This is a genomic window from Rothia sp. ZJ932 (genome assembly GCF_016924835.1).
Classification (GTDB): domain Bacteria; phylum Actinomycetota; class Actinomycetes; order Actinomycetales; family Micrococcaceae; genus Rothia.
This window is the reverse complement of sequence record NZ_CP070480.1, coordinates 1,760,310-1,779,965: the sequence shown is the minus strand read 5'-3', so window position 1 is coordinate 1,779,965 and position 19,656 is coordinate 1,760,310. Positions and strand designations below refer to the sequence as shown.

The following is a 19,656-nucleotide window of genomic DNA, read 5'->3' as shown; positions in this document are numbered from 1 at the left end:
TTAAGTGATGCATTTTTAAATTATTTTTTGATGGAGTCTATAAAATTTGATTGTCAATATATGAATAATTTACTAGGGAGTAAGAGTGAATAATGGTCCTGTAGCTTCAGTGGTGATTCCTTTCTATGGGGATCCATCAGATACAATTTCTTTGATAAAGCAGTTAAAAGACCAGACTGTTTATAGTGATATTGAAATAATTGTGGCTGATGACTGTTCGCCTACTCGGTTTCCCGAGAACTCTGGTGTGACTGTAGTCTATCGTGATGAAAATGGTGGATTTGGTGCTAATGTCAACTCGGGGGTTGATATTGCTCAAGGTAAATGGTTGTTCATTCTTAACTCTGATTTATCCGTGCAGGATAATTTTATCGAGGAAGCTCTAAAAAAAGCTGAGAGCTTGGGGGATGTACTCCTTGCCCCTGAGATTATCGGTCATGATGGGAAAAGCCAGTATGTAGGTCGTAGGTTTCCTACCACCTTCCACATTGCTTGGGAATGGCTAACACCATTGGCACGGTTTAAACACACTAATTTTTGGCATAGAATGGTTGGTCATGATCTAAGGTGCGTTACCGGTGCAACTGTCGTTACTGACTGGTTGATGGGGGCTTGCATGATTATGCAGGTCGATACTTATCGAAAAATTGGGGGCATGGATGAGCGTTACTTTATGAATAGCGAGGAAGTCGATCTCCAATTACGATTAAAGCGAGCGGGCATTCAAAGGGTTTTTTCTGGTGATTTAGTAGTGAAGCATGCTGGTGGAGCTTCCAGCGGTAATAGTATACAGCGTCGACAATGGGTGGTAAACTCTAGATTCAAATACGCAAAAAAATGGGATAAGCTACATAACTTAGAGTTTTCTCTAAAGATTGTCACTTATTGTAATTATATTTTTAACGTCATGAGGAGCATGCGGAACAATGTAGTATCCCCTGGAGCGATTAAAGACCAGGAAATCGGAATAATTATGGAAGGAGTGCGTAACGCGTGAAAAAAGAAAAGCTGCTAATTATTAGTCCATCTTTCCACGGCTATTGCTACTCGATTGCGGACGGCTTCAATCAGGTTGGGTACGACACCACAGTGTACCGCTATGATGCATTCGATAGATTCCAAGAAAAGTTCCGCAATAAGGTTTTTTATGAACTCCCCGGTAAGCTGGGATTTGACGGCAAAAAAATAGCAGAGAAAGACGCAACGTCAAAGGCGATTGAAACTTTTCATAGTGTGAATCCTGATAAGCTTATAGTTATTAAGGCTGATACTTTAGGCGATTCATTCTGGGAAGCCGTAAACGAATCTAAAATTCCCTATATGCTATGGCTGTATGACGATTTTAGTAGGCATCGTTACACTCATGAATTTTTGAGTCATGTTCCAACTGTGCTTAGCTACGCAAGAACTGAGGCAGAGGTTTTTTCTACGAGAAATATTAATTCTCACTTTGTGCCAAATGCTTATAATCCGAAATTAACGGATTTTCCAGTTGAACGCACTAATGAGATTGTGTTCGTGGGATCACGCTATGAAAACCGAGAAGAATTAGTGCTGGCTCTGGCTGAGGCTGGGATCCCAGTTCGTGCCTATGGACGTCAATGGTCTCATCACCCATTTGACAGACTGCGAACTTGGGAGATTAAGCGTCCTAATATCCCTGCCGAGCGAGATATTCCTCTATCAGAAGCGTACAAAGTTCAAGCCGGTGCAGCCGGTGCCCTCAACATCCACGGTCTGCAGGCTGGTTTAGCCATGCGCACTTTTGAGGTTCCGGGTATGCAGGGCATTCAGCTCATTGACCGCCTTGATGTTGCCGAGTTTTATGAGCCTGGAGAAGAAGTTCTGATTTATCAAAGTCTTGATGAGTTGATTGAGTTAAGTCAGAGGCTTGTTCGAGACCCTCAGTGGAGCGAAAAAATTAGAGAAGCCGGTTATAAGCGTAGCGTGGCTGAGCATACTTTCTTCCACAGAGCACAGGGGGTTGATCAATTGTGGGCCTAAAGTTTCCGGAAGATTTATCTGCGTGGCGTGAATGGCAGCAGCAGGCTGACGGTATTCGTAAAGTCAAGACTGCACTTTTGAATGTTCCTATAGCAGTTACCGGTTTGCTGGGGCATGGCGAATCACCGGAGGAGCCTGAACCTGTTGTCGGTTTTCTCTACTCTCACCCCAACCATAGCACTAGGGTGCTCTCAGTTCTGGATTCTGCTTCTCCAACGTCTATAAGTTCATTAATCAAACCGTTGAAACACTTAGACTCTGATGTCGCAGTGTGGGCATCTGAGCGAATTTCAGATGTGTTACCTGGCGATGGTTGGCAAGAAACCATCGTTACAGAGGGGGAGCTTGGGGGGCTGTTGCCAGATCTCTCGTGCGTGTTATCGCTGGGTCACTATATGAAGTTCGGTGCTGCTGCCTTTAGACTTGCGAGGTTGACCCAATCAGAGTTTATTGTTACTCAGCACGGTTTGATTACTCCGTATGCTCCGCCCTTGCCGAAAGAATCTACTTTCTTAGCATTCTCCGAAGATGACGCTAAATTTTACCTCTCGGGCCGTGCAGACGTTAACTACCGTGTAGTGGGTTCCCAACTCTTTTATGATGCAGCCCAGGCGGCAACGGGGGAGAAAAAAGCTGATAGCTCGGGGCAGCCGATTTTTCTGGGGCAGATGCACGGGGCTGAGCTGCCGCGTGCGTCCTACGCTAAAGCTGGTTATACCTTCTGCAAAGAAAATAACGCTCGTTACCGACCTCACCCTCAAGAAAAAGATAAATTGTCTGTACTTACCCATCGTTTGTGGGCGAGAATAGGTATTGAAATTGATGAAAGCCGGGAGCCTCTTAAGAATTTGAGTAATCCTGTGGTGTCAGTCTTTTCTACCGGTGTATTAGAGGCTGCAATTCGTGGTGTGCCCGCTTGGGTTTATCACCCCAACCCGCCTGCTTGGTTAGAAGAGTTCTGGGACCGATACGGTATGAATAGGTGGGGGAGTGAACCCACCCCAGCACCGGGTATTCCTTCGCAAGAACCCGCGCAAGCAATTGCGCAGTACATCAAGGAGAGACTGAGCTGATGCGCCTACTGTGTGTAATTCCCGTTCGTGGCGGGTCTAAGGGTATTCCTCGGAAGAACCTTAAACCGATTGCAGGTAAACCTCTTGTCGCGTGGACGATTGAGCAGGCTCTTGAAGCGAAACACGCTTTAGAGGGCGTACACGAAGTCGATGTTCTTGTGTCAACAGACGATGCTGAGCTTGCTGATATCGCTAAAGAATACGGTGCAGAGGTTCCTTTTATGCGACCGGAACATCTTGCTGAAGATGTAACAGCAACCGAACCGGTTATTGAACACGCTATTGATTTTTACACTCAAAAGGGTAAGCGTCCGGACGCGGTCATGTTGTTGCAAGCGACCAGCCCGGTAAGACTCCCCGGTACTTTAGAGCGGGCTATCATACAGTTTGCCGAGTCAGAATCAGATTCCATGGTGGGCGTTATACCCATTGGTCCTTTCATTTGGGCAGCAACCAACCCTCCGACCGCGCAGTACGAGGTAATGGCGCGTCCTCGCCGCCAGGAGCTAACCCGCGAAACTTTTAGATATCGTGAAAACGGCTCAATGTATATCACTACTACCGAGATTTACGAGCAGCTTCATAACCGTCTTGGTGGTAAAATTGAACTCTTTGTGCTTGATGAAATTGAGGGTGTTGATATTGACGCACCTATCGATTTTTCTCTAGCCGAACACCAGCTTCAGCAGATTCATGCTGATAACAATAACTAAGGAATTATTCGCCCGTGATTATTGAGCGTAACACCACCCCCTATATTGTCTTTTCCGAAGACCCTGTTCTTACTGCTCTACAGAAGATTTCTGCCAACGGTCAGCGCATTATTTTTCTGGTGAATGAGTCTGGTGTTTTGCAGGGGGCGCTGTCTGACGGTGACTTCCGCCGTTGGCTGGTTGCTAATCCGACTGCTTCTCTTGAAACTAAAGCACTTGAGGTAGCCAATAAGAATATGCGTTCAGCAGCTTTCGGTAGCGAACCCGCTGAGCTACAAAAAGAGTTTGCCACGGGTGTTTCTTTGCTACCGCTCGTTGATGAGCGCGGTCATCTGATTGCTATTGCTATGGATGAGCAGAACGTATTGCGTATCGGTCGCCACACTATCACCGAAAATTCTCCTTCATTCATCATTGCTGAGATTGGTAACAACCACCAGGGTGACGTTGACTTGGCAAAGCGCTTGGTCGACTTGGCTGTTGAAACCGGCGCCGATGCGGTGAAGTTCCAGTTGCGAGACATGGACGCGCTCTATCGTCAGGCTGGTTCAAAGTCAGCGGGTGAAGACTTGGGCGTGCAGTATACTCTTGACCTACTGCGTCGTTTCTCTTTCGACGTAGATCAGATGTATGAGGTCTTTGACCATGTGAAGCAGCATGATATGGATATCATGTGTACTCCTTGGGACGGCCCTTCCGTGCAGGCTCTGGTCGATTACGGCGTTCAGGGTTTGAAGGTGGCTTCTGCTGACCTCACTAACCATGAGCTTCTGCGTGACATGGCGTCGCGTGGTCTTCCGATGCTGATATCAACCGGCATGAGCCGTGAAGAGGAAATCCGTGAGTCTGTTAATCTGATTCGTTTAGCGGGTGCCTCCTACGCTCTGCTTCAGTGCCAGTCAACCTACCCTGCGCCCTTTAAAGATGTGAACTTGGCGTATATGGATCGTTTGGCTGAGATTGGTCAGTCGCTGGTAGGCTACTCAGGCCACGAGCGCGGCTACCATGTTCCGATTGCTGCTGTTGCTCGCGGTGCGAAAATTATTGAAAAGCACTTCACCATTGATAAAACCTTTGAGGGCAATGACCACACTGTTTCTCTGTTACCCGATGAATTCAAGGCTATGGTGACTCAGATTCGCGAGGTCGAAGAATCTATCGGTACCGCAGCACCTCGTGAAGTTTCAACCGGCGAGTTGATGAACCGCGTGAACCTCGCTAAGTCCCTGGTTGCTACTCGCACTATTGCTAAGGGTGAGGTTGTGCAGGCAGAAGACGTTGAGGTGAAGTCACCCGGACGCGGTCTGCAGCCCAACTACCTACCGCAGCTGGTGGGGCGCACTATGGCACGTGACGTTGAAGCTGGTTCGTTCTTCTTTGAGGGTGACCTTAAAGATGACTTGGTGACCCGTCGCGACTTTAAATTTGATCGCCCCTGGGGTCTGCCCGTACGCTACCATGACTTTAAGCCTCTCATTTCTGAAGCTAAGCCTGATTTCTTGGAGTTTCATTTCAGCTACAAAGACCTTGAAATCGATATCGATGACGTCTTTGATCGCAAGCTCGATATGTCATTCACAACCCACCTGCCTGACCTCTTCGCGGGGGACTTCCTTGTAGATTTGGCGTCACGTGATCAGGAAATCTGGGAGCGCTCCATCGCTGAGGTTCAGCGAACTATTGACATCACTCGTGACCTGACCCGTTACTTCACTGTTGATGATGATCCCATTATGGTCACCACCATGGGCGGTTTTACTAAGGACGCCCACATACCAGCTGCAGCGCGTGCTGAGAAGTACGAGCGTATCGGTGAAGCTCTCAGGCGTCTTGATACTTCTGGCGTGCGTTTGGCGGCGCAGACTTTGCCCCCTTACCCCTGGTTGATGGGCGGTCAGCAGTACCATAACCTTTTCTTGGACCCCAAGGACACCGCAGAGTTTGCAGATACCTTTGACACTGCTCTCTGCTTGGATATCTCACACACCATGCTCGCAGCTAACTTCTTGAAGATGCCTTTGAGTGAGGCTGTTGAGCTCTTGGCGCCGCGCACCATTCACCTGCACCTGGTGGATGGCACCGGTGTTGACGGTGAGGGCGTTCAGGTGGGCGAAGGCGATGTTGACTGGGCATCATTGGGTAAGCAGCTGCGCGAGCTGAGCCCCACCTCGTCTTTCATTCCTGAGATTTGGCAGGGTCACGTCAATAACGGTGAAGGTTTCTTCACCGCACTCGATAGGTTGGAAAAATGGCTCTAAATTCTTCTACACCGGTGGCCCTATGGGTTGTCCCGGTGCCAGAATTTGGTGGGGTCGCCCGGCATGTTGTTGACGTAGCAGCAGCCGGGCTTCCCGGTTATGAACTTGTGGTGTTGGCTCCAAGCGGACATCTCACCGACGAGCTCAAAAAAATGGGTGTAAGAATTCTTACTGAGGTTCCTTTCGGTGTTGATGCTGGTTTCAAAAAATCCTTTGACGCTCTTAATATAGCTATCGAATCTGAGAAGCCAGCGGTAGTTCACGCCCATTTAGCCTATGCAGATATCGTAGCCGCAGCAGTTATTACTAGTCGCAAAATTAAAAGAGTCAAGAATAAGGCACTATGTGTGCCTGCCCTTGCAAGCACAGAACACGGCATCGCTGATAGTGGGGCTGTCTATAATACCAATAAGTTGCGTGCGCTTGCCATGAAAACCTTGCACAATTTGCGTTTGAGGGTAACAGATCACAAGATTTCTGTCTCAGCTTCTACCTCTGAGCAAATGGCGAAACAGTGGGGTGCTCGTGAAGTAGAGGTAGTACGCAACGGAATCGATGTGCAGGGCATCCAAACGGCGGTAGCAAAAATGCGTACAGCCTCCGATACGAATGCTCCACGTCTGCTTTCGCTGTCTCGTCTGGCACCAGAAAAGGGACTAGATTACTTGATAGATGCTTTCGCCCTGTTAGCGCAGAAATATCCCCAAGCTCATTTAGAGGTGGCGGGCGCCGGTGAACTGGAAGCTGAACTTAAAATGCAGGTAAATAACCTTAGCATTGCTGAGGCGGTAAGTTTCCCCGGCTTCGTCAACCCTTTAGAAGCTATGGGACGAGCTGATATTATCGTTCAACTCTCAATGTGGGAAAACCTCTCGTACACGTTGCTCGATGCCAAGGCCGCGGGTTTGAAAGTGTTAGCTACGGACGTGGGCGGAAACCGCGAAATCGTAGGCGAGGAAGAGCTGGCTGCCCCCTTAGAATCGCATAAAGACCGTCAAGAACAGATTAGAACTCTAGCAAGAGCGCTGGAAAAGCTGTGGTCATCACCGCAGATCTTGGATGGAGCCCCTACTTACTCAAGAGAACAGATGAATCAGGCAATCGTTCAGGTTTATGGAAAGCGTGAGAAAATATGAATGCTTTAGCCTATAAAGAATCTAAGAGCACTTTTATTTCGTTCTTTGATGCTTTAAAAAATGGAGCATCCGAAACGGCGAATGAGATAAAAATAATTGAGTTTATTTGTGGATTCTGTCTAATATTTTTTTCAGTTTTTATTGCTGGAGAAAGCGTAACCTCACTGTCTGTTATTTCGCTTATAGCTATTAGGATGTTCGCTAATTCAAAACGGTTCATTTTGCAAAGTCAAATTATAAAAATTGTATTCTTTGTCTCATTTTTTTACCTCTACTTTGTGTCAACTGAATGGGGGCTTTCAGAGCCATCAGATGCTATACGTCGAATAGTTCGAATGTCTTTAGTAGTGATTTTGATGTTAATGATAGCTAACGGGAAAATTAATATAAAATCTTATCTTGTGGGACTAAGTTTCGGTCTGGTATTTAACGCTATAGCATGGAAGCTAGGTATAGCGCCACAATTTTATGAAGGTTATTTGACTGGTTGGATTAGTGATAAGAATGTATCTGGTTTGTACTATGGTTTTGTGCCACTAGTTCTATTGTTTTTTGTGCGTTCATCCCGTTACCAAATGGCGGTCTTTATTATTTCGGTGCCGCTACTTTGGGCGACAGGCTCAAGAACTAGTATCGCAGCATTCTTAATCGGTATACTATGGCTTTTTTTTGCAAATAAACTTAATATTTTCCCTAAAATATTTCTTGGTGTATTTATCGTATGGTTTTTTGAATGGCTCCAAAGAAATTATGCAGATAGCTTTTTTTTTGGTGATAGAAGTGGCACTGATGCGCTCCGTGATCGTATTGATACAGCAGCTTGGGAGAAAGTGCAACAGGCTCCTTGGCATGGTCTAGGGCTCGGGCAGGCGACCGTAGATTTAGGGGAAAACAGGCAATTTTTCTTCCATAACTCTTACTGGACTCTTATGGTTGAGGGAGGTATCTTATGGGTTCTTGCCGTATGCTTTCTAAGTTTATGGATTATATTTTTATCTAAGCAAAAGGTTCGAACTATAAACAATAGAAGGTTCATGGGTGCTGAGTCGGTCGGTATCTACCTAGCGATATGCAGTTGGAGGTTGGGGGAGGTTATTTTGACCTATCCTTGGGCAATCGCTATGGGGTTAGCTCTTTCTATGCTTGCAGTTTCTCTAAAACCTGAAGAGAATAATAGCATTTTAGTTGACTGAGCAGAATAACTTTCCTCTATAAACAGACGGGTGTAAAGTATTGAGTCTTAAATCTGAACTTTTGCAAAGAGGAAACTCTCTAAATATAATTCGTTTATTGATGGCTATTTTAGTAATAGTCGACCATGCGCGTCTGCAAATAACAGCGAATTTTTCAGAGCGATATGCGTTCCCTTATAGTTCATTTGCGGTAGGCGTATTTTTTATTATATCTGGGTTTTTGATATTCCACAGTACCCAGAAAGGGAATCCTTTTTCCTATATGTGGAGAAGGGGCCTTAGGATATTCCCTGGTTATTGGGGATCACTTCTTGTTGTGGCTTTCATCTTTGCTCCCATAAATATAATTGTTGCCGGGGAAACTTGGAGTCCCGAAAGCTCGTTAAACCATGTATTGGGAAACTTTTCGTTGATAAGTCCTTGGTGGAGATGGGACGTTCAAGGGTCACCGTACAATGTTCCTTTACCGGGTTTATGGAATAGTCCGCTTTGGACACTTAGATATGAAATACTTTCTTACGGGTTACTAGTATTTTTTGCCTCGTCATCCCGATTACGTGCGTATCAAAAGGCTATAGTTCCTATTATTTTTTGCCTCCTCATGGGATTTGGTGCTTACTCAAATGTAGATCCTAATTTTATTCCTTTTCTTAAAAACTTTTTCGATTTAGGTTCTTATTTTCTGGCGGGATCTTTAATATATGTCTATTCTGATAAATTGAAAATAATGAAAGAATATGCAATTTTATCGCTTGTCCTAGGGTTATCACTACAGCTTGTGAGTGAAGAGCAGGACTTCTATATCTATCTATCAAAGTTATTTATAGCATATTCTGTTCTTCAGCTTGGTGCTATTGTGAAGACTGATTTTGCTTCTAAGATAGATATTTCATATGGTGTCTATATCTATGCATGGCCGGTTCAGCAGATGTTAATCTTTTTTGGTAGTGCGAACTGGGGTGTGGTGATTAATATATTTTTGACTCTAATTTTAACAATTCCAATTGCTTGGATTTCTTGGAGGTATATAGAAAAACCATGTTTGAGGTCTAAAGATATTTTTAGAAAATAAAGAGGCTTATTCAAAAGTCTCCCCAGCCGCAAAAAACACCAACCCCCGCACCAGAAGAAAACACCCACCGGTAAGACCCCAACGGCCGCCTGAACCCAGTGTGCAAAACACGCCAGGCCTTAACATTTGCAATGACTTGCTCAACGACCGAACACAACCTATTGATCTGACGATTCACTGCCTTATGATTCCTGCCTAGTTTCTCACCAGCAGGCCTCTTGTTCGGTGTCACCAGCCCTAGCCCGATATAGCCCTTATCAGCCAAAGTCGAAGAATCTAGGAACCGATTCAACCCGTGCTCCTTGAAGCAATATGCATCATGCCTAGCCCCAGGTAACGGGTCTGTCATCGCTAAGAGTTTACCGTCAAGCGTGCAGATAACCTGATGATTAAAACCAGCCTTTTTGTGCTTGCCTTGAGAAATTTGTTGTACCTAATGAACGCCAGTTCCAGATGGGTATGAGTGTCCCATCAACCACCAATGAGCCAGGGACTTTTAGACTTTCTCTCAAAGGTCGATTCAGTGGAGAGAGGATTTTCTCTAAGGCGTGTTCGATGGTGTTGATGCCCCGCGATATCGTTGGCTCAGAGGTGCCGAAGAGGTCTGCTAAGAGCTCTTCGGTGAGGTTGTGGCGGTGATAGAGTAAGGTGGCTTTGAGTCCTTGGGCTAGGGTGAGCGCTGGCGGTCTACCGCCTGGTTTGCCCCAGGTGAGATGGTGGCTGAGGTTTGTTAGTAGTGTGGCGAATTGCTGGCTGGTTAGTCCTGTTGTACGCTGGTTGGGCAACGGTCTTTTCCGGTGTGGCTTTGAGAATATTTGTAGTGATTTATCCTCAATTTTTTGCCGCTGGTGGGGTCGTTGTCTAGTTGGTGGGTGCGGGGTGGTTCCTTACTTTTGAATAAGCCTCATTATTCGGAAATAATATATTCATTTAAGTAGTATTAACGTTGGCTAGAGTCTATTGGGCGGAATCTTGAAATGATAGTGCAAGTGAAAAGAAGAATCGAGGTGCTTGATGCTCTCAGGGGTCTTGCGATAGTAGGGGTTGTGGTTGGTCATGCAAACTTGGGGATTCTTCAATCAGGAATTACTTATTCTGAATCTTTGTTCTTTAGGAATCTTCATGTTGTGCTTTACAGCTTGCATCTCCCCTTGCTGGCATTTCTTTTCGGTATTAACATCTCATTTTCGTTTCGTGCCGGAAGAAATTCCCAAAAGTTGATTAGGCGAATTGTAGAATTTTTTTACCTCTATCTGGTGTGGACTCTCATCCAAGGTGTATATGAGATTCTAGGCTCGCGGTTTGCGAATACCCCTGTTACATGGCAAGAAGTTGTAAACATCTTTAAACCCCTGGGTCACCTGTGGTTTTTACCGTGGGTAGCAATTGCTTATGCAGCAATCGCTACCCTTCAGCCTTGGCATAATATCTGTAGAGCTATGCTTACGCTCTTAGGTTCTGGGGTTCTTGCCTGGTTTTTTTGGGGAGTCAATGGAGAATATTTCTACTTGCAGGGTTTATCGCTTATTTTCTTTGCTGTTGGCGGATCTGTATTTGGAAATATTATTATCAAGAATTCAGGGTTTAATCTATTAAGCATTTCTTTTGCTACTTTTGCTACTTTAGTATGTTTTTGGATTTTTTTCCAAGGCGTAAGGGTGACACTACCTACTTTGCAGGATGTAGATAAGACTGCGCAAAGTGTGCTCAGCGGTATCTTGTTTTCAATTTTCGGTATGTTGGCAGTTTTCCTAATATTTTCTATTATTTATCAAAAAATAAATTTTAGGATACTAGAAACAGTGGGGTATTATTCTTTGCCCATATACCTAGCACACCTTTTGTTTGTTCCGCCTGTTCGAGTTCTACTGTCCAAAATTGGTATGTCAGATATTATGGTTCTAGTATGTGCATCGACTCTCGGGCTTGTATTATCTTTCCTTTACGTATTTTTCTCAAAGAATGCGTTTTTGAGGTGGACTATATCAATGCCTAGTCCATGCAGGAACATGATAAAATGAGCAATATTTTAAGGGTGGGTGTATATGAATTCTAGCGAGCTAGTACTGGCTACCAATAACGGCGATATCGGTGGTGGTGAGGTAATGCTTCTTAATATCGCGCGTGCAGCTCGATCATTGAAGTATCAGGTAACAGTTGTGGCACCTTCCGAACCTGCTGAGCTTCTCGAAGCCGCACGCGATGAGGGGTTCCCCGTTATCGCTTTACCCGCCGCTAACCGTAAACAATACATGGCACAATTAGCAGCGTGGAACTCTCGCCACCGTGGGAATGCGCTGTTGTGGTGTAATGGCTTAGTTCCTTCCTTAGCAACTGCGGGGCAGCGAAATCGGATTGTTCACCTGCACCAACTTCCTGTTGGCGCTCAAAAATATGCTGTGATGCTTGCGCGGCACAGAGCGACAGCAACTCTGGTGCCTAGCCAGCATACTGCTCGCAAGATCAAAAGCAGTACCGTTTTCCATAACTGGACGAATACGCTGAGTACCGCTTCAAAGGGTAAACCTACTGATCCAATAAGGGTTGGGTTTTTAGGTCGTCCCTCCGAGATTAAGGGTACCCATACTTTGGCAGAGGCCTTATACGCACTCAACCAGGAGGAGACTCAGTATCGTCTCGTGATTGGTGGATCCGCCAAATTTGTAGATGAAACCAGCCAGCAACGAGTACAAGAATCACTCGATAAGTTGGGCGAAGCTGTGGAGCTATTGGGCTGGGTCGGTCCGGACTCTTTTATGCGTTCTATTGATCTTCTCGTTGTTCCTTCAGAGGTAGATGAAACTTTTGGTCTCGTTGCTGCCGAAGCGATGAGCGCTAGCGTTCCTCTGATTGTTTCGGATGCGGGTGCTTTGCCGGAAGTAGTAGGGGAAGACTACCCTTGGATTGCGCCACAGTCAGATCCAGCAACACTGGCTCAGATGATTTCAACCATCAGTCAGGAATTACGAGACTCTTCTCCTCTGCTGGAGGAAACTCTCAAGAAGAGCTTGTGGCGGTGGCGGGAGAGCTTCTCTCCAGAAGCTGGCAAACAGAGAGTAAATGAAGTTCTGCTTCAGTGCGGCAAGCAAATTCAAAAATAAAGGGTGGGTGGAGAGCGCACCATAGCAGCAACAACCATAGCGGTGTACATGAGGGCATCATGAACTGCACCTGCTGTTGATGCTTCGTCTCTGCTTTAGACTCTCATTGACCCTCGTTCTACCTAAACAGTTTACTCCACTAGGACTTAAAGAGACTAGAATAAAAATGTAATGAGTATCGAGGGATAATCAGAGATAATAATTGTTTTGGTACTCGATGCCCGATTAGCTATAACATCTGAAATTTTAGAGAGAAACATGACTTATAAGGCAGCAGTTATTATTCCTACACGTGGCGGTGCTACGAAACTTCACTACCCCTTGGATGCGCTCAGACAGCAAACGGAAAAAGACTTCCAAGTAATCGTTGTGGTAGATGGTGACATCGATTACTCTAAAGCCGTTATCCAAGAGTATATAGATGAAGGTAGCCTCAACCTTTCAATGATTGTTTTCCCAGAGAATAAAGGCCGTGTAGCAGCTCTCAATGCCGGTCATAATTCAGCCGATGCGGAGATCCTCATCAGATGTGATGATGACCTCCAGCCGTCACCTGAATACGTTGCCCGCCATATATCTCACCACAAGGATAATGATGGGCGAGTTGGGGTGATAGGTATTTACGATAATAAATTTCCAGAAACTGCCTATTCACGTGTCTACGGTAATGCTCGTAACAAGAAATTCAAAGAAGCCGCATACAGAACCCTGTCAGATGAAGGGTGGCGTTACTGGGCCGGAAACGTCTCGATGACGAAAGAACTCTTTGAAAAAGTTGGAGGATACGATGAGGATTATCGACTCTACGGTTGGGAAGACGTCGATATGGGATACAAGGTTTATCTTGAAACAAAGCGAATTATTATCGACCCCAGCTTAGAAACAACTCATCACATCGCCGCGACTACAACAGCAGGCAGAGCTCGTCGGGCACTCTACTCAGGATCCGCACGAAACATATTCCTGGCAAAGCACGGTGAGAACGCGCTACCCCCTCTCCGACCAACAGGTATGTGGGGGCTAGCAGTGAGAACGTTTGCTAGAATACAAACTGAATTTACCATTAAGATAATGGGAGAAACCGCAGACAAAATTATCGATAAACTGCCATTTTATGCAGGTGAGAAAATAGTGTCACTCATTGTCGAATCAGCAGGTTACGCCGGTAGCAGGTACCCCCACCGGGCACGCAAAAAATTCTAAACTGAAAGCGATGAATATCCTCTATGCATGTACGTTTTCCCTTCTTGAGCAAAAACAAAGCTAGTTCACCGCGTGTTCCCCTAGCTATTGCTCATGACTACCTCACACAGCGCGGGGGAGCCGAGCGTGTGGTGCTCGCCCTTCATAGGGCTTTCCCCGAGGCACCGATTTACACTACCTTGTACAACCCTGAAACAACGTACCCAGAATTCAAAGACGCCACCATCATAGTGTCGCCGCTCAATAAGTTTTCAATCTTCAGAAAAAATCACCGTCTGGCGCTGCCGCTGCTGCCTATTTTTTCTCAGCTGATGAGAGTAAAAGCTGATAAAACTATAGTGTCCTCAACTGGGTGGGCCCACGGTTTCATGTTTGATGCAAAATCTTTGATCTACTGCCACTCACCCGCTCGATGGCTCTACCTGAGCAATCAGTATTTGGGGCAGGAATCTGGCAAAGTCGTCAGAATCTCGCTTAAAATTCTGAGACCCTGGCTTGCAACGTGGGATCATCGTGCCGTTAGAAGAGCTGGTAAGTATTTAGCTAACTCGACCGAGATTAAAGAACGCATACACCGGGTCTACAACAAAAATGTGCCCGTTGTATTCCCGCCGTACTCCATCGGTATAGGTAAAGAATCACAAGAAATTGATGGTCTCGATGATTTTCTTGCTGACTCAGATTATTTTTTAGTTGTCTCACGTTTGCTTCCCTACAAAAACGTAGAAGTGGCAGTCAAAGCATTTGCGCAGACCGGAAAGAAACTTCTTGTCGTTGGCTCCGGTCCTGATAAAGACAGATTAGAGGCATTTGCTGGCCCCAACACCCGTTTTGCTTCCGATATCTCAGACGCTAATATGCGCTATGCCTACGCGCATTCACTGGGGCTAATAGCCATCTCCTATGAGGATTTCGGCTTGACCCCCCTTGAGGCTGGTGCATTTGGCAAACCTACTATCGCGCTTCGAGCGGGTGGTTACCTAGACACCATCCGTGAGGGCGTTAACGGCATATTTATTGACGAGGCTCGACCAGAACAGCTCATTCAAGCAGTAGAAGTAGTAGAATCTCAGACTTGGCATGCTGAACTCATCAAAGAACATGTGGAGAGTTTCTCAGAAGACCGATTCATCACAGAAATCAAGCAGCACTTAGAGAAAATCTAGAAAGCGCAGACTTTCCTCTTCTCATTGAAGGTATCCGCATCTTAGATGAGCTGCTACTGGATCTCAACGAAACCTGACTCTTGAAGATGCTCTAAAAAGGTGAGGGTGCCCTCAGCTACTACCTCTGACGTTTCACCAAATATCTGAGCGACAGCCGCAATGAGATCGATATCCTCAATAGGTTCCTCTAAGAGATTCCAAATAGCTATTCCCACACCGTCAATGATCGAAATAACTGACGTTTCTAAATTAGCTATATACAGACAATCAGTTTCGAAATTTTCAGTACTTTCAACATCTGATCGCAGAGTAAAGGCAGATGCTCGATGCCTAGAATACAACATAGTTTAGTGCCTCTTTTTACGGGTAAATACAGCGAACCGTGAGAAGAATCTGGCGCGTACCTCTGCACGTGAGGGCGTATGACCAAGCTCCATCGCAAGATGGTCTTTATTAACTCTAAAAATATTAATGATGGTTTGTACCTTAGCCCCCAGTCCCCGAGCCGTCTTTACGCGGGCATACCAGCGCAATGTCTCAGGTGAAGGTTCTGAGGCAGTCTTCCAAAATAAGTAGTCACGGTGGTGAACGAATTCATCGAGACGACCCGTTGCTGCCGCAAAAGCTAGTTCTGCATTTAGCTCTTTGACCCGCTGTTGCATCTCTTCCTTTTCGCTTGAAAGCAATCTGTCTTCAAGATAGCGAACATCGGTTTTCAGAGGACTCGTTGAACGTGCGGAATGCACGTACACTAAGATGCGAGCATCAACGATCGAAAGGGTAGGACACGGAAAATTCGAAAGCGGTTTAATGCGTCTCTGAGACCATAATTTCTCAAAAGATACGGCAGGCGACTCGTCTAAACCGGGAAAATACCGATGAATATCAGCTAGCCCCCATGTAGGGTGGTAAACAGTCATAGCATGGTGATAATCGGAGCCTGCCTCAAAGCTCGTCATCACTGACCAATTGTTGTCGATGAGAACCTCAATGAAGGTTTCTACATGGTCAGGGCGAACTAACAAATCAACATCAGAACTAGTGCGGTTTGTTGGGTAAGTGTCTGTGCCAAAAGCATAGCCTTTGACATGCAGAACATCGACATGCTTGAGATTCGCTAAGTGCTGCAAATGGGCGTGCGACAGCGTAATGCGTGCCTTGAGTGGTACATCCTGAGCGTTTTTCGCATCCATCGCTGATTCACTAGTCATAAAATTCGCTTCCATGAATATGAGGCAGGGCAATGATGCCCTGCCTCATATTTTATAATAACTTTTACTTTGAGCGATTAGTCAATTTCTTCGAGAAACCCCGCTTTTGGTTCTTGGATGTATCTGAACCGTAGTAAGCAGTATAACCCTTTGAAGAAGCGTAACCGAAGCCATAGTAACCGCCACCGAAACCACCAGTAGGTACTCGGTTGAGTACAAGACCTATGAGTTTTGCGCCAACCTGCTGCAGGTTATTTGAAGCTTCCTGCAAGTGCTCGCGACTGGTGCTGCCTACAGATACAACTAACACCACGCCATCAACGGAGTTAGAAAGCAGAACAGCGTCAGTAACCGGCAGCACCGGGGGTGCATCGATAATTACCATGAACTCTTCAGATAGCTCCCGGATCAGGCTGCGCATCTTATCCGACCCCAAAAGTTCGGAGGGGTTCGGGGGAATTCGACCAGCGGGCAGAATGAAGAGCTGCGAGTCTTTAAACTGTTTGACAGCCTCTGAAAGCTCAATCTGACCAGCAATAACTTCGGTTAGACCAACCTTTGAGTCAATGCGGAACTTCTTAGCAACAGTGGGGCGGCGCAAATCAGCATCGATGATGATGGTGGGCTGACCCGATTCTGCTAAGGCGTGAGCAAGAGCTGAAGCTGCAGTCGACTTACCTTCGCCTGGTTCAGATGAAGTAAGCAGAACAGACTTGGGAGGGTTGTCAACGTTCACAAAACGCAGGTTAGTGCGAAGCTGTCGAATTGACTCCTGCGAGACATGGTTGCCTGTCTCATGGAGGATCTTGGCTCCGTCGAGGTCATCAGACTGAGGTAGCATACCAAGAACCCCAAGACCTGAGGACTTGACTGCATCGTCACGAGTTCGAACCTTAGTATCGATGGCCTTGCGAAGGAAAACAGCACCGTACACTGCTAGGAAACCAGCGAGGGAGCCTAAGAGGATATTCCTAAGAGTATTAGGGCTAATCGGGGTCTGGTTTGGCAGAGCATCTTCAAGCGGCACAACACGAACAGCGTTGCTGCCCTCAAGCTCATTAGCTACGAACGCAATTGACTCTAGAGCAGAGTTAGCAAGAACCTGGGCATCTTCAGGGGTATTACCAGTTGCCTGAACCTTAATGAGGGCAGAAGCAGAGTCCTGTGTTGCGGTTAGTCGTCCAGCTACTTCACTGGGATCCATATTGAGCTCAGGATGCTGCTCCACAATACGCTCTGCTACTGCGCGGCTGTTGGCGAGCGAAAGGTAACCGGCAGCTTTCTCTTTTGCTGCTGAGCTACCTGAAATAACGTCACCGATGCCAGCAGACCCAGCAACTGTTACGTAACCGGTCGAGGAAGATGCGTAGACCTTTGGCTGAAGAAGAGAGTATCCAAGCCCTAGTAGCGCACCGATGAGGAGACCTGCTAGCAGGTACTTTAAGTTCGCCCGCGTCAGGCGAATAAAATCTAGAATTGTCATAAATCAGGGATTCCTTAAATAAGCCGAAGCTTCGCAGAGCTGTTCACAAAATGGCACCGGCTTTTAATACTAATACCAGATAGACCTGCGAGGTGGGGTAAAGAAAATTATTTGAGCAGATTAAGTAGATACTTTCCGTATCCGCTCTTAACCAAAGGCTGTGCTAACTCCGAGAGACGTGCCTCATCGATGAAGCCCATACGCCAGGCAATCTCTTCGGGGCAGCCAATCGAAAGACCCTGGCGTGCCTGAACGGTTCGAATGAAGCTCGTTGCATCTGCCAAGGAGTCGAAAGTTCCGGTATCGAGCCAAGCTGTGCCGCGGGGGAGTACTTCTACCTGTAACTTGCCCTCATCGAGGTACATTCTGTTGAGGTCGGTGATTTCTAGCTCCCCGCGTGGTGAGGGCTTAATGCTGTGAGCATATTCCACGACCTTATTGTCGTAGAAGTAGAGCCCTGGAATCGCGTAATTACTCTTGGGGTTTTCTGGCTTCTCCTCGATGGAGAGTGCCTTGAAGTTTTCATCAAAATCAACAACGCCGTACGCCGATGGATCGGCAACTTGATAGCCAAAAACAGCGGCTCCGTCTACAGCAGTGTACTTACGCAACTGGGCGCCAAGTCCGGGACCGTAAAAGATGTTGTCGCCCAAAACCAGCGCTACCGAGTCGTTACCAATATGTTCTTCTCCCAAGAGAAACGCCTGCGCCAGACCATCGGGGCTAGGCTGAACCTTGTAGGTCAAGCGAACACCGTACTGAGAACCGTCTCCCAGGAGTTTCTTGAACTGATCTTGGTCTGCGGGAGTCGTAATAATCAGGATGTCCTGAATACCCGCCAACATTAATGTTGAAAGCGGATAGTAGATCATGGGCTTGTCATAGACCGGTACAAGCTGCTTGCTAATGCCCAAAGTAATGGGGTGCAAGCGCGAACCGGTTCCGCCTGCCAGAATAATTCCCTTCATAAGAAAATATTCTGTCACAGACGCCACCAATTTTCGTTGCAAAATTCACCCAATTTAGCAGTAGCATTGGTTACATGTCGAATATTCTTGTGACCGGCGGCGCCGGTTTTATTGGTTCTAACTTTGTTCACTTCTTACTTGAAAACACAGATCACTCTGTAACGGTTCTCGATAAGATGACCTACGCCGCTAATGAGAAATCTCTTGAAGGCTTAGACGCTAGCCGGTTTGAACTGGTGAAGGGCGATATCGCTGACCGCGATGCTGTTGAACCGTTGGTTAAAGAGGCGGACGCCGTTGTTCACTATGCAGCTGAGTCACACAACGACAACTCCCTCAGCGACCCCACCCCCTTTATTCACACCAATCTCATCGGTACTTTTACCCTGCTAGAGGCAGTACGCGCCCACAAGACCCGCTACCACCATATCTCCACCGATGAGGTCTTTGGTGATCTTGAACTGGACGATCCGGCGAAGTTCAGCGAGACAACTCCTTACAACCCGTCATCTCCCTATTCTTCTACCAAGGCAGGTTCCGATCTGCTGGTGCGCGCCTGGGTGCGTTCCTTCGGTATTGAGGCAACAATGTCTAACTGCTCCAATAACTACGGTCCTTATCAGCACATCGAGAAGTTCATCCCGCGTCAGATCACCAACATTCTCTCCGACATTCAGCCAAAACTGTACGGCGAGGGGCTGAACGTGCGCGACTGGATTCACGCGTCCGACCACTCATCGGCAGTACACACCATTCTCGAAAAGGGAAAAATTGGTGAAACCTACCTGATCGGTGCAGATGGCGAAGAAAACAACATCACCGTACTGCGTACCATCTTGCGTCTCATGGGTAAGCCCGAGGACGCTTTTGAGCACGTTGTTGACCGCCCCGGTCACGACCTGCGCTACGCCATCGACGGCAGCCGACTGCGCGAAGAGCTAGGCTGGGAACCGCAGTTCACCAACTTTGAAGCTGGTCTAGCTGACACCATCAAGTGGTACGAAGAAAACCGCGCTTGGTGGGAGCCTCTCAAAGCCGAGGTTGAGGCAAAGTACGCAAAGGCTGGTCAATAGAA

General features: G+C 46.7%; 19 protein-coding genes. 13 read left to right on the top strand and 6 right to left on the bottom strand.

Features of this window, described 5'->3' with window-relative positions; translation table 11 throughout:
• The first annotated feature begins 85 nt into the window (after positions 1-85).
• Genes JR346_RS08110 through JR346_RS08075 form a run of 8 tightly spaced genes read left to right on the top strand, consistent with a single transcriptional unit; the run spans position 86 to position 9,449 of the window.
• The gene (locus JR346_RS08110; protein WP_240333917.1) at positions 86-997 is read left to right on the top strand and encodes a glycosyltransferase family 2 protein; all 912 of its coding nucleotides are present in this window, start codon (positions 86-88) and stop codon (positions 995-997) included.
• Positions 994-2,004, top strand: coding sequence for a glycosyltransferase (locus JR346_RS08105; RefSeq protein WP_205482195.1), 1,011 nt, complete (start codon positions 994-996; stop codon positions 2,002-2,004). The genes JR346_RS08110 and JR346_RS08105 overlap by 4 nt, the downstream gene beginning before the upstream one ends.
• Positions 1,995-3,077: an RNA-binding protein gene (locus JR346_RS08100; protein ID WP_205482194.1), complete on the top strand. Its 1,083-nt coding sequence runs from the start codon at positions 1,995-1,997 to the stop codon at positions 3,075-3,077. Before JR346_RS08105 ends, JR346_RS08100 begins: the two co-directional genes overlap by 10 nt.
• Positions 3,077-3,790, top strand: a complete 714-nt coding sequence (locus JR346_RS08095) for a cytidylyltransferase domain-containing protein (protein ID WP_205482193.1) — start codon at positions 3,077-3,079, stop codon at positions 3,788-3,790. Before JR346_RS08100 ends, JR346_RS08095 begins: the two co-directional genes overlap by 1 nt.
• Before the next feature lie 14 nt (positions 3,791-3,804).
• Positions 3,805-6,048, top strand: a complete 2,244-nt coding sequence (locus JR346_RS08090) for an N-acetylneuraminate synthase family protein (protein ID WP_205482192.1) — start codon at positions 3,805-3,807, stop codon at positions 6,046-6,048.
• Complete coding sequence (locus JR346_RS08085; protein WP_205482191.1) at positions 6,039-7,184, top strand: glycosyltransferase; 1,146 nt, start codon at positions 6,039-6,041, stop codon at positions 7,182-7,184. The genes JR346_RS08090 and JR346_RS08085 overlap by 10 nt, the downstream gene beginning before the upstream one ends.
• Positions 7,181-8,377 carry an O-antigen ligase gene (locus JR346_RS08080; protein WP_205482190.1) on the top strand — a complete coding sequence of 399 codons (1,197 nt, stop codon included), beginning with the start codon at positions 7,181-7,183 and terminating at the stop codon, positions 8,375-8,377. The genes JR346_RS08085 and JR346_RS08080 overlap by 4 nt, the downstream gene beginning before the upstream one ends.
• 40 nt (positions 8,378-8,417) lie before the next feature.
• Positions 8,418-9,449 carry an acyltransferase gene (locus JR346_RS08075; RefSeq protein ID WP_205482189.1) on the top strand — a complete coding sequence of 344 codons (1,032 nt, stop codon included), beginning with the start codon at positions 8,418-8,420 and terminating at the stop codon, positions 9,447-9,449.
• A gap of 10 nt (positions 9,450-9,459) precedes the next feature.
• Here the strand turns inward: JR346_RS08075 and JR346_RS10635 are convergent, their stop codons facing one another.
• Positions 9,460-9,873: a transposase family protein gene (locus tag JR346_RS10635; RefSeq protein ID WP_205483934.1), complete on the bottom strand. Its 414-nt coding sequence runs from the start codon at positions 9,871-9,873 to the stop codon at positions 9,460-9,462.
• Positions 9,839-10,234, bottom strand: coding sequence for a transposase family protein (locus JR346_RS10630; protein WP_205482188.1), 396 nt, complete (start codon positions 10,232-10,234; stop codon positions 9,839-9,841). Before JR346_RS10630 ends, JR346_RS10635 begins: the two co-directional genes overlap by 35 nt.
• A gap of 222 nt (positions 10,235-10,456) precedes the next feature.
• Here JR346_RS10630 and JR346_RS08060 point away from each other — a divergent pair, with 222 nt between their 5' ends.
• From JR346_RS08060 to JR346_RS08045, 4 genes are all read left to right on the top strand, one after another.
• On the top strand, positions 10,457-11,470 hold the full coding sequence (locus JR346_RS08060) for an acyltransferase (protein WP_205482187.1): 1,014 nt from the start codon (positions 10,457-10,459) through the stop codon (positions 11,468-11,470).
• A 24-nt stretch (positions 11,471-11,494) separates the two neighbouring features.
• On the top strand, positions 11,495-12,550 hold the full coding sequence (locus JR346_RS08055) for a glycosyltransferase family 4 protein (protein WP_205482186.1): 1,056 nt from the start codon (positions 11,495-11,497) through the stop codon (positions 12,548-12,550).
• A gap of 258 nt (positions 12,551-12,808) precedes the next feature.
• On the top strand, positions 12,809-13,753 hold the full coding sequence (locus tag JR346_RS08050; protein WP_205482185.1) for a glycosyltransferase family 2 protein: 945 nt from the start codon (positions 12,809-12,811) through the stop codon (positions 13,751-13,753).
• Positions 13,754-13,776: 23 nt separating this feature from the next.
• Positions 13,777-14,919: a glycosyltransferase gene (locus JR346_RS08045; protein WP_205482184.1), complete on the top strand. Its 1,143-nt coding sequence runs from the start codon at positions 13,777-13,779 to the stop codon at positions 14,917-14,919.
• A 53-nt stretch (positions 14,920-14,972) separates the two neighbouring features.
• Here the strand turns inward: JR346_RS08045 and JR346_RS10515 are convergent, their stop codons facing one another.
• The 4 genes from JR346_RS10515 to rfbA all read right to left on the bottom strand — a co-directional run bounded on the left by JR346_RS10515 (position 14,973) and on the right by rfbA (position 18,581).
• Positions 14,973-15,263 carry a PqqD family protein gene (locus JR346_RS10515; RefSeq protein ID WP_255521871.1) on the bottom strand — a complete coding sequence of 97 codons (291 nt, stop codon included), beginning with the start codon at positions 15,261-15,263 and terminating at the stop codon, positions 14,973-14,975.
• A gap of 3 nt (positions 15,264-15,266) precedes the next feature.
• Positions 15,267-16,130 (bottom strand): nucleotidyltransferase family protein, encoded by an 864-nt coding sequence (locus tag JR346_RS08035; RefSeq protein ID WP_205482182.1) that lies wholly within the window; start codon positions 16,128-16,130, stop codon positions 15,267-15,269.
• 64 nt (positions 16,131-16,194) lie between these two features.
• A complete protein-coding gene (locus tag JR346_RS08030; protein WP_205482181.1) occupies positions 16,195-17,613 on the bottom strand; it encodes a polysaccharide biosynthesis tyrosine autokinase in 1,419 nt (472 codons plus the stop codon).
• A gap of 107 nt (positions 17,614-17,720) precedes the next feature.
• Positions 17,721-18,581 (bottom strand): glucose-1-phosphate thymidylyltransferase RfbA, encoded by an 861-nt coding sequence (gene rfbA, locus JR346_RS08025; RefSeq protein ID WP_204877378.1) that lies wholly within the window; start codon positions 18,579-18,581, stop codon positions 17,721-17,723.
• A gap of 74 nt (positions 18,582-18,655) precedes the next feature.
• Here rfbA and rfbB point away from each other — a divergent pair, with 74 nt between their 5' ends.
• Entirely contained in the window at positions 18,656-19,654 is a 999-nt protein-coding gene (rfbB, locus tag JR346_RS08020) for a dTDP-glucose 4,6-dehydratase (RefSeq protein ID WP_205482180.1), read from the top strand.
• Positions 19,655-19,656 lie beyond the last annotated feature (2 nt).

What these genes read in the sequence shown, in the direction of transcription:
- JR346_RS08080 (WP_205482190.1), top strand. Translation starts at nt 7,181, where the DNA reads ATGAATGCTTTAGCCTATAAAGAATCTAAGAGCACTTTTATTTCGTTC.
- JR346_RS08030 (WP_205482181.1), bottom strand. Translation starts at nt 17,613, where the DNA reads ATGACAATTCTAGATTTTATTCGCCTGACGCGGGCGAACTTAAAGTAC.
- rfbA (WP_204877378.1), bottom strand. Translation starts at nt 18,581, where the DNA reads ATGAAGGGAATTATTCTGGCAGGCGGAACCGGTTCGCGCTTGCACCCC.
- JR346_RS08085 (WP_205482191.1), top strand. Translation starts at nt 6,039, where the DNA reads ATGGCTCTAAATTCTTCTACACCGGTGGCCCTATGGGTTGTCCCGGTG.
- rfbB (WP_205482180.1), top strand. Translation starts at nt 18,656, where the DNA reads ATGTCGAATATTCTTGTGACCGGCGGCGCCGGTTTTATTGGTTCTAAC.
- JR346_RS08055 (WP_205482186.1), top strand. Translation starts at nt 11,495, where the DNA reads ATGAATTCTAGCGAGCTAGTACTGGCTACCAATAACGGCGATATCGGT.
- JR346_RS10515 (WP_255521871.1), bottom strand. Translation starts at nt 15,263, where the DNA reads ATGTTGTATTCTAGGCATCGAGCATCTGCCTTTACTCTGCGATCAGAT.
- JR346_RS08095 (WP_205482193.1), top strand. Translation starts at nt 3,077, where the DNA reads ATGCGCCTACTGTGTGTAATTCCCGTTCGTGGCGGGTCTAAGGGTATT.
- JR346_RS08035 (WP_205482182.1), bottom strand. Translation starts at nt 16,130, where the DNA reads ATGACTAGTGAATCAGCGATGGATGCGAAAAACGCTCAGGATGTACCA.
- JR346_RS08050 (WP_205482185.1), top strand. Translation starts at nt 12,809, where the DNA reads ATGACTTATAAGGCAGCAGTTATTATTCCTACACGTGGCGGTGCTACG.
- JR346_RS08045 (WP_205482184.1), top strand. Translation starts at nt 13,777, where the DNA reads ATGCATGTACGTTTTCCCTTCTTGAGCAAAAACAAAGCTAGTTCACCG.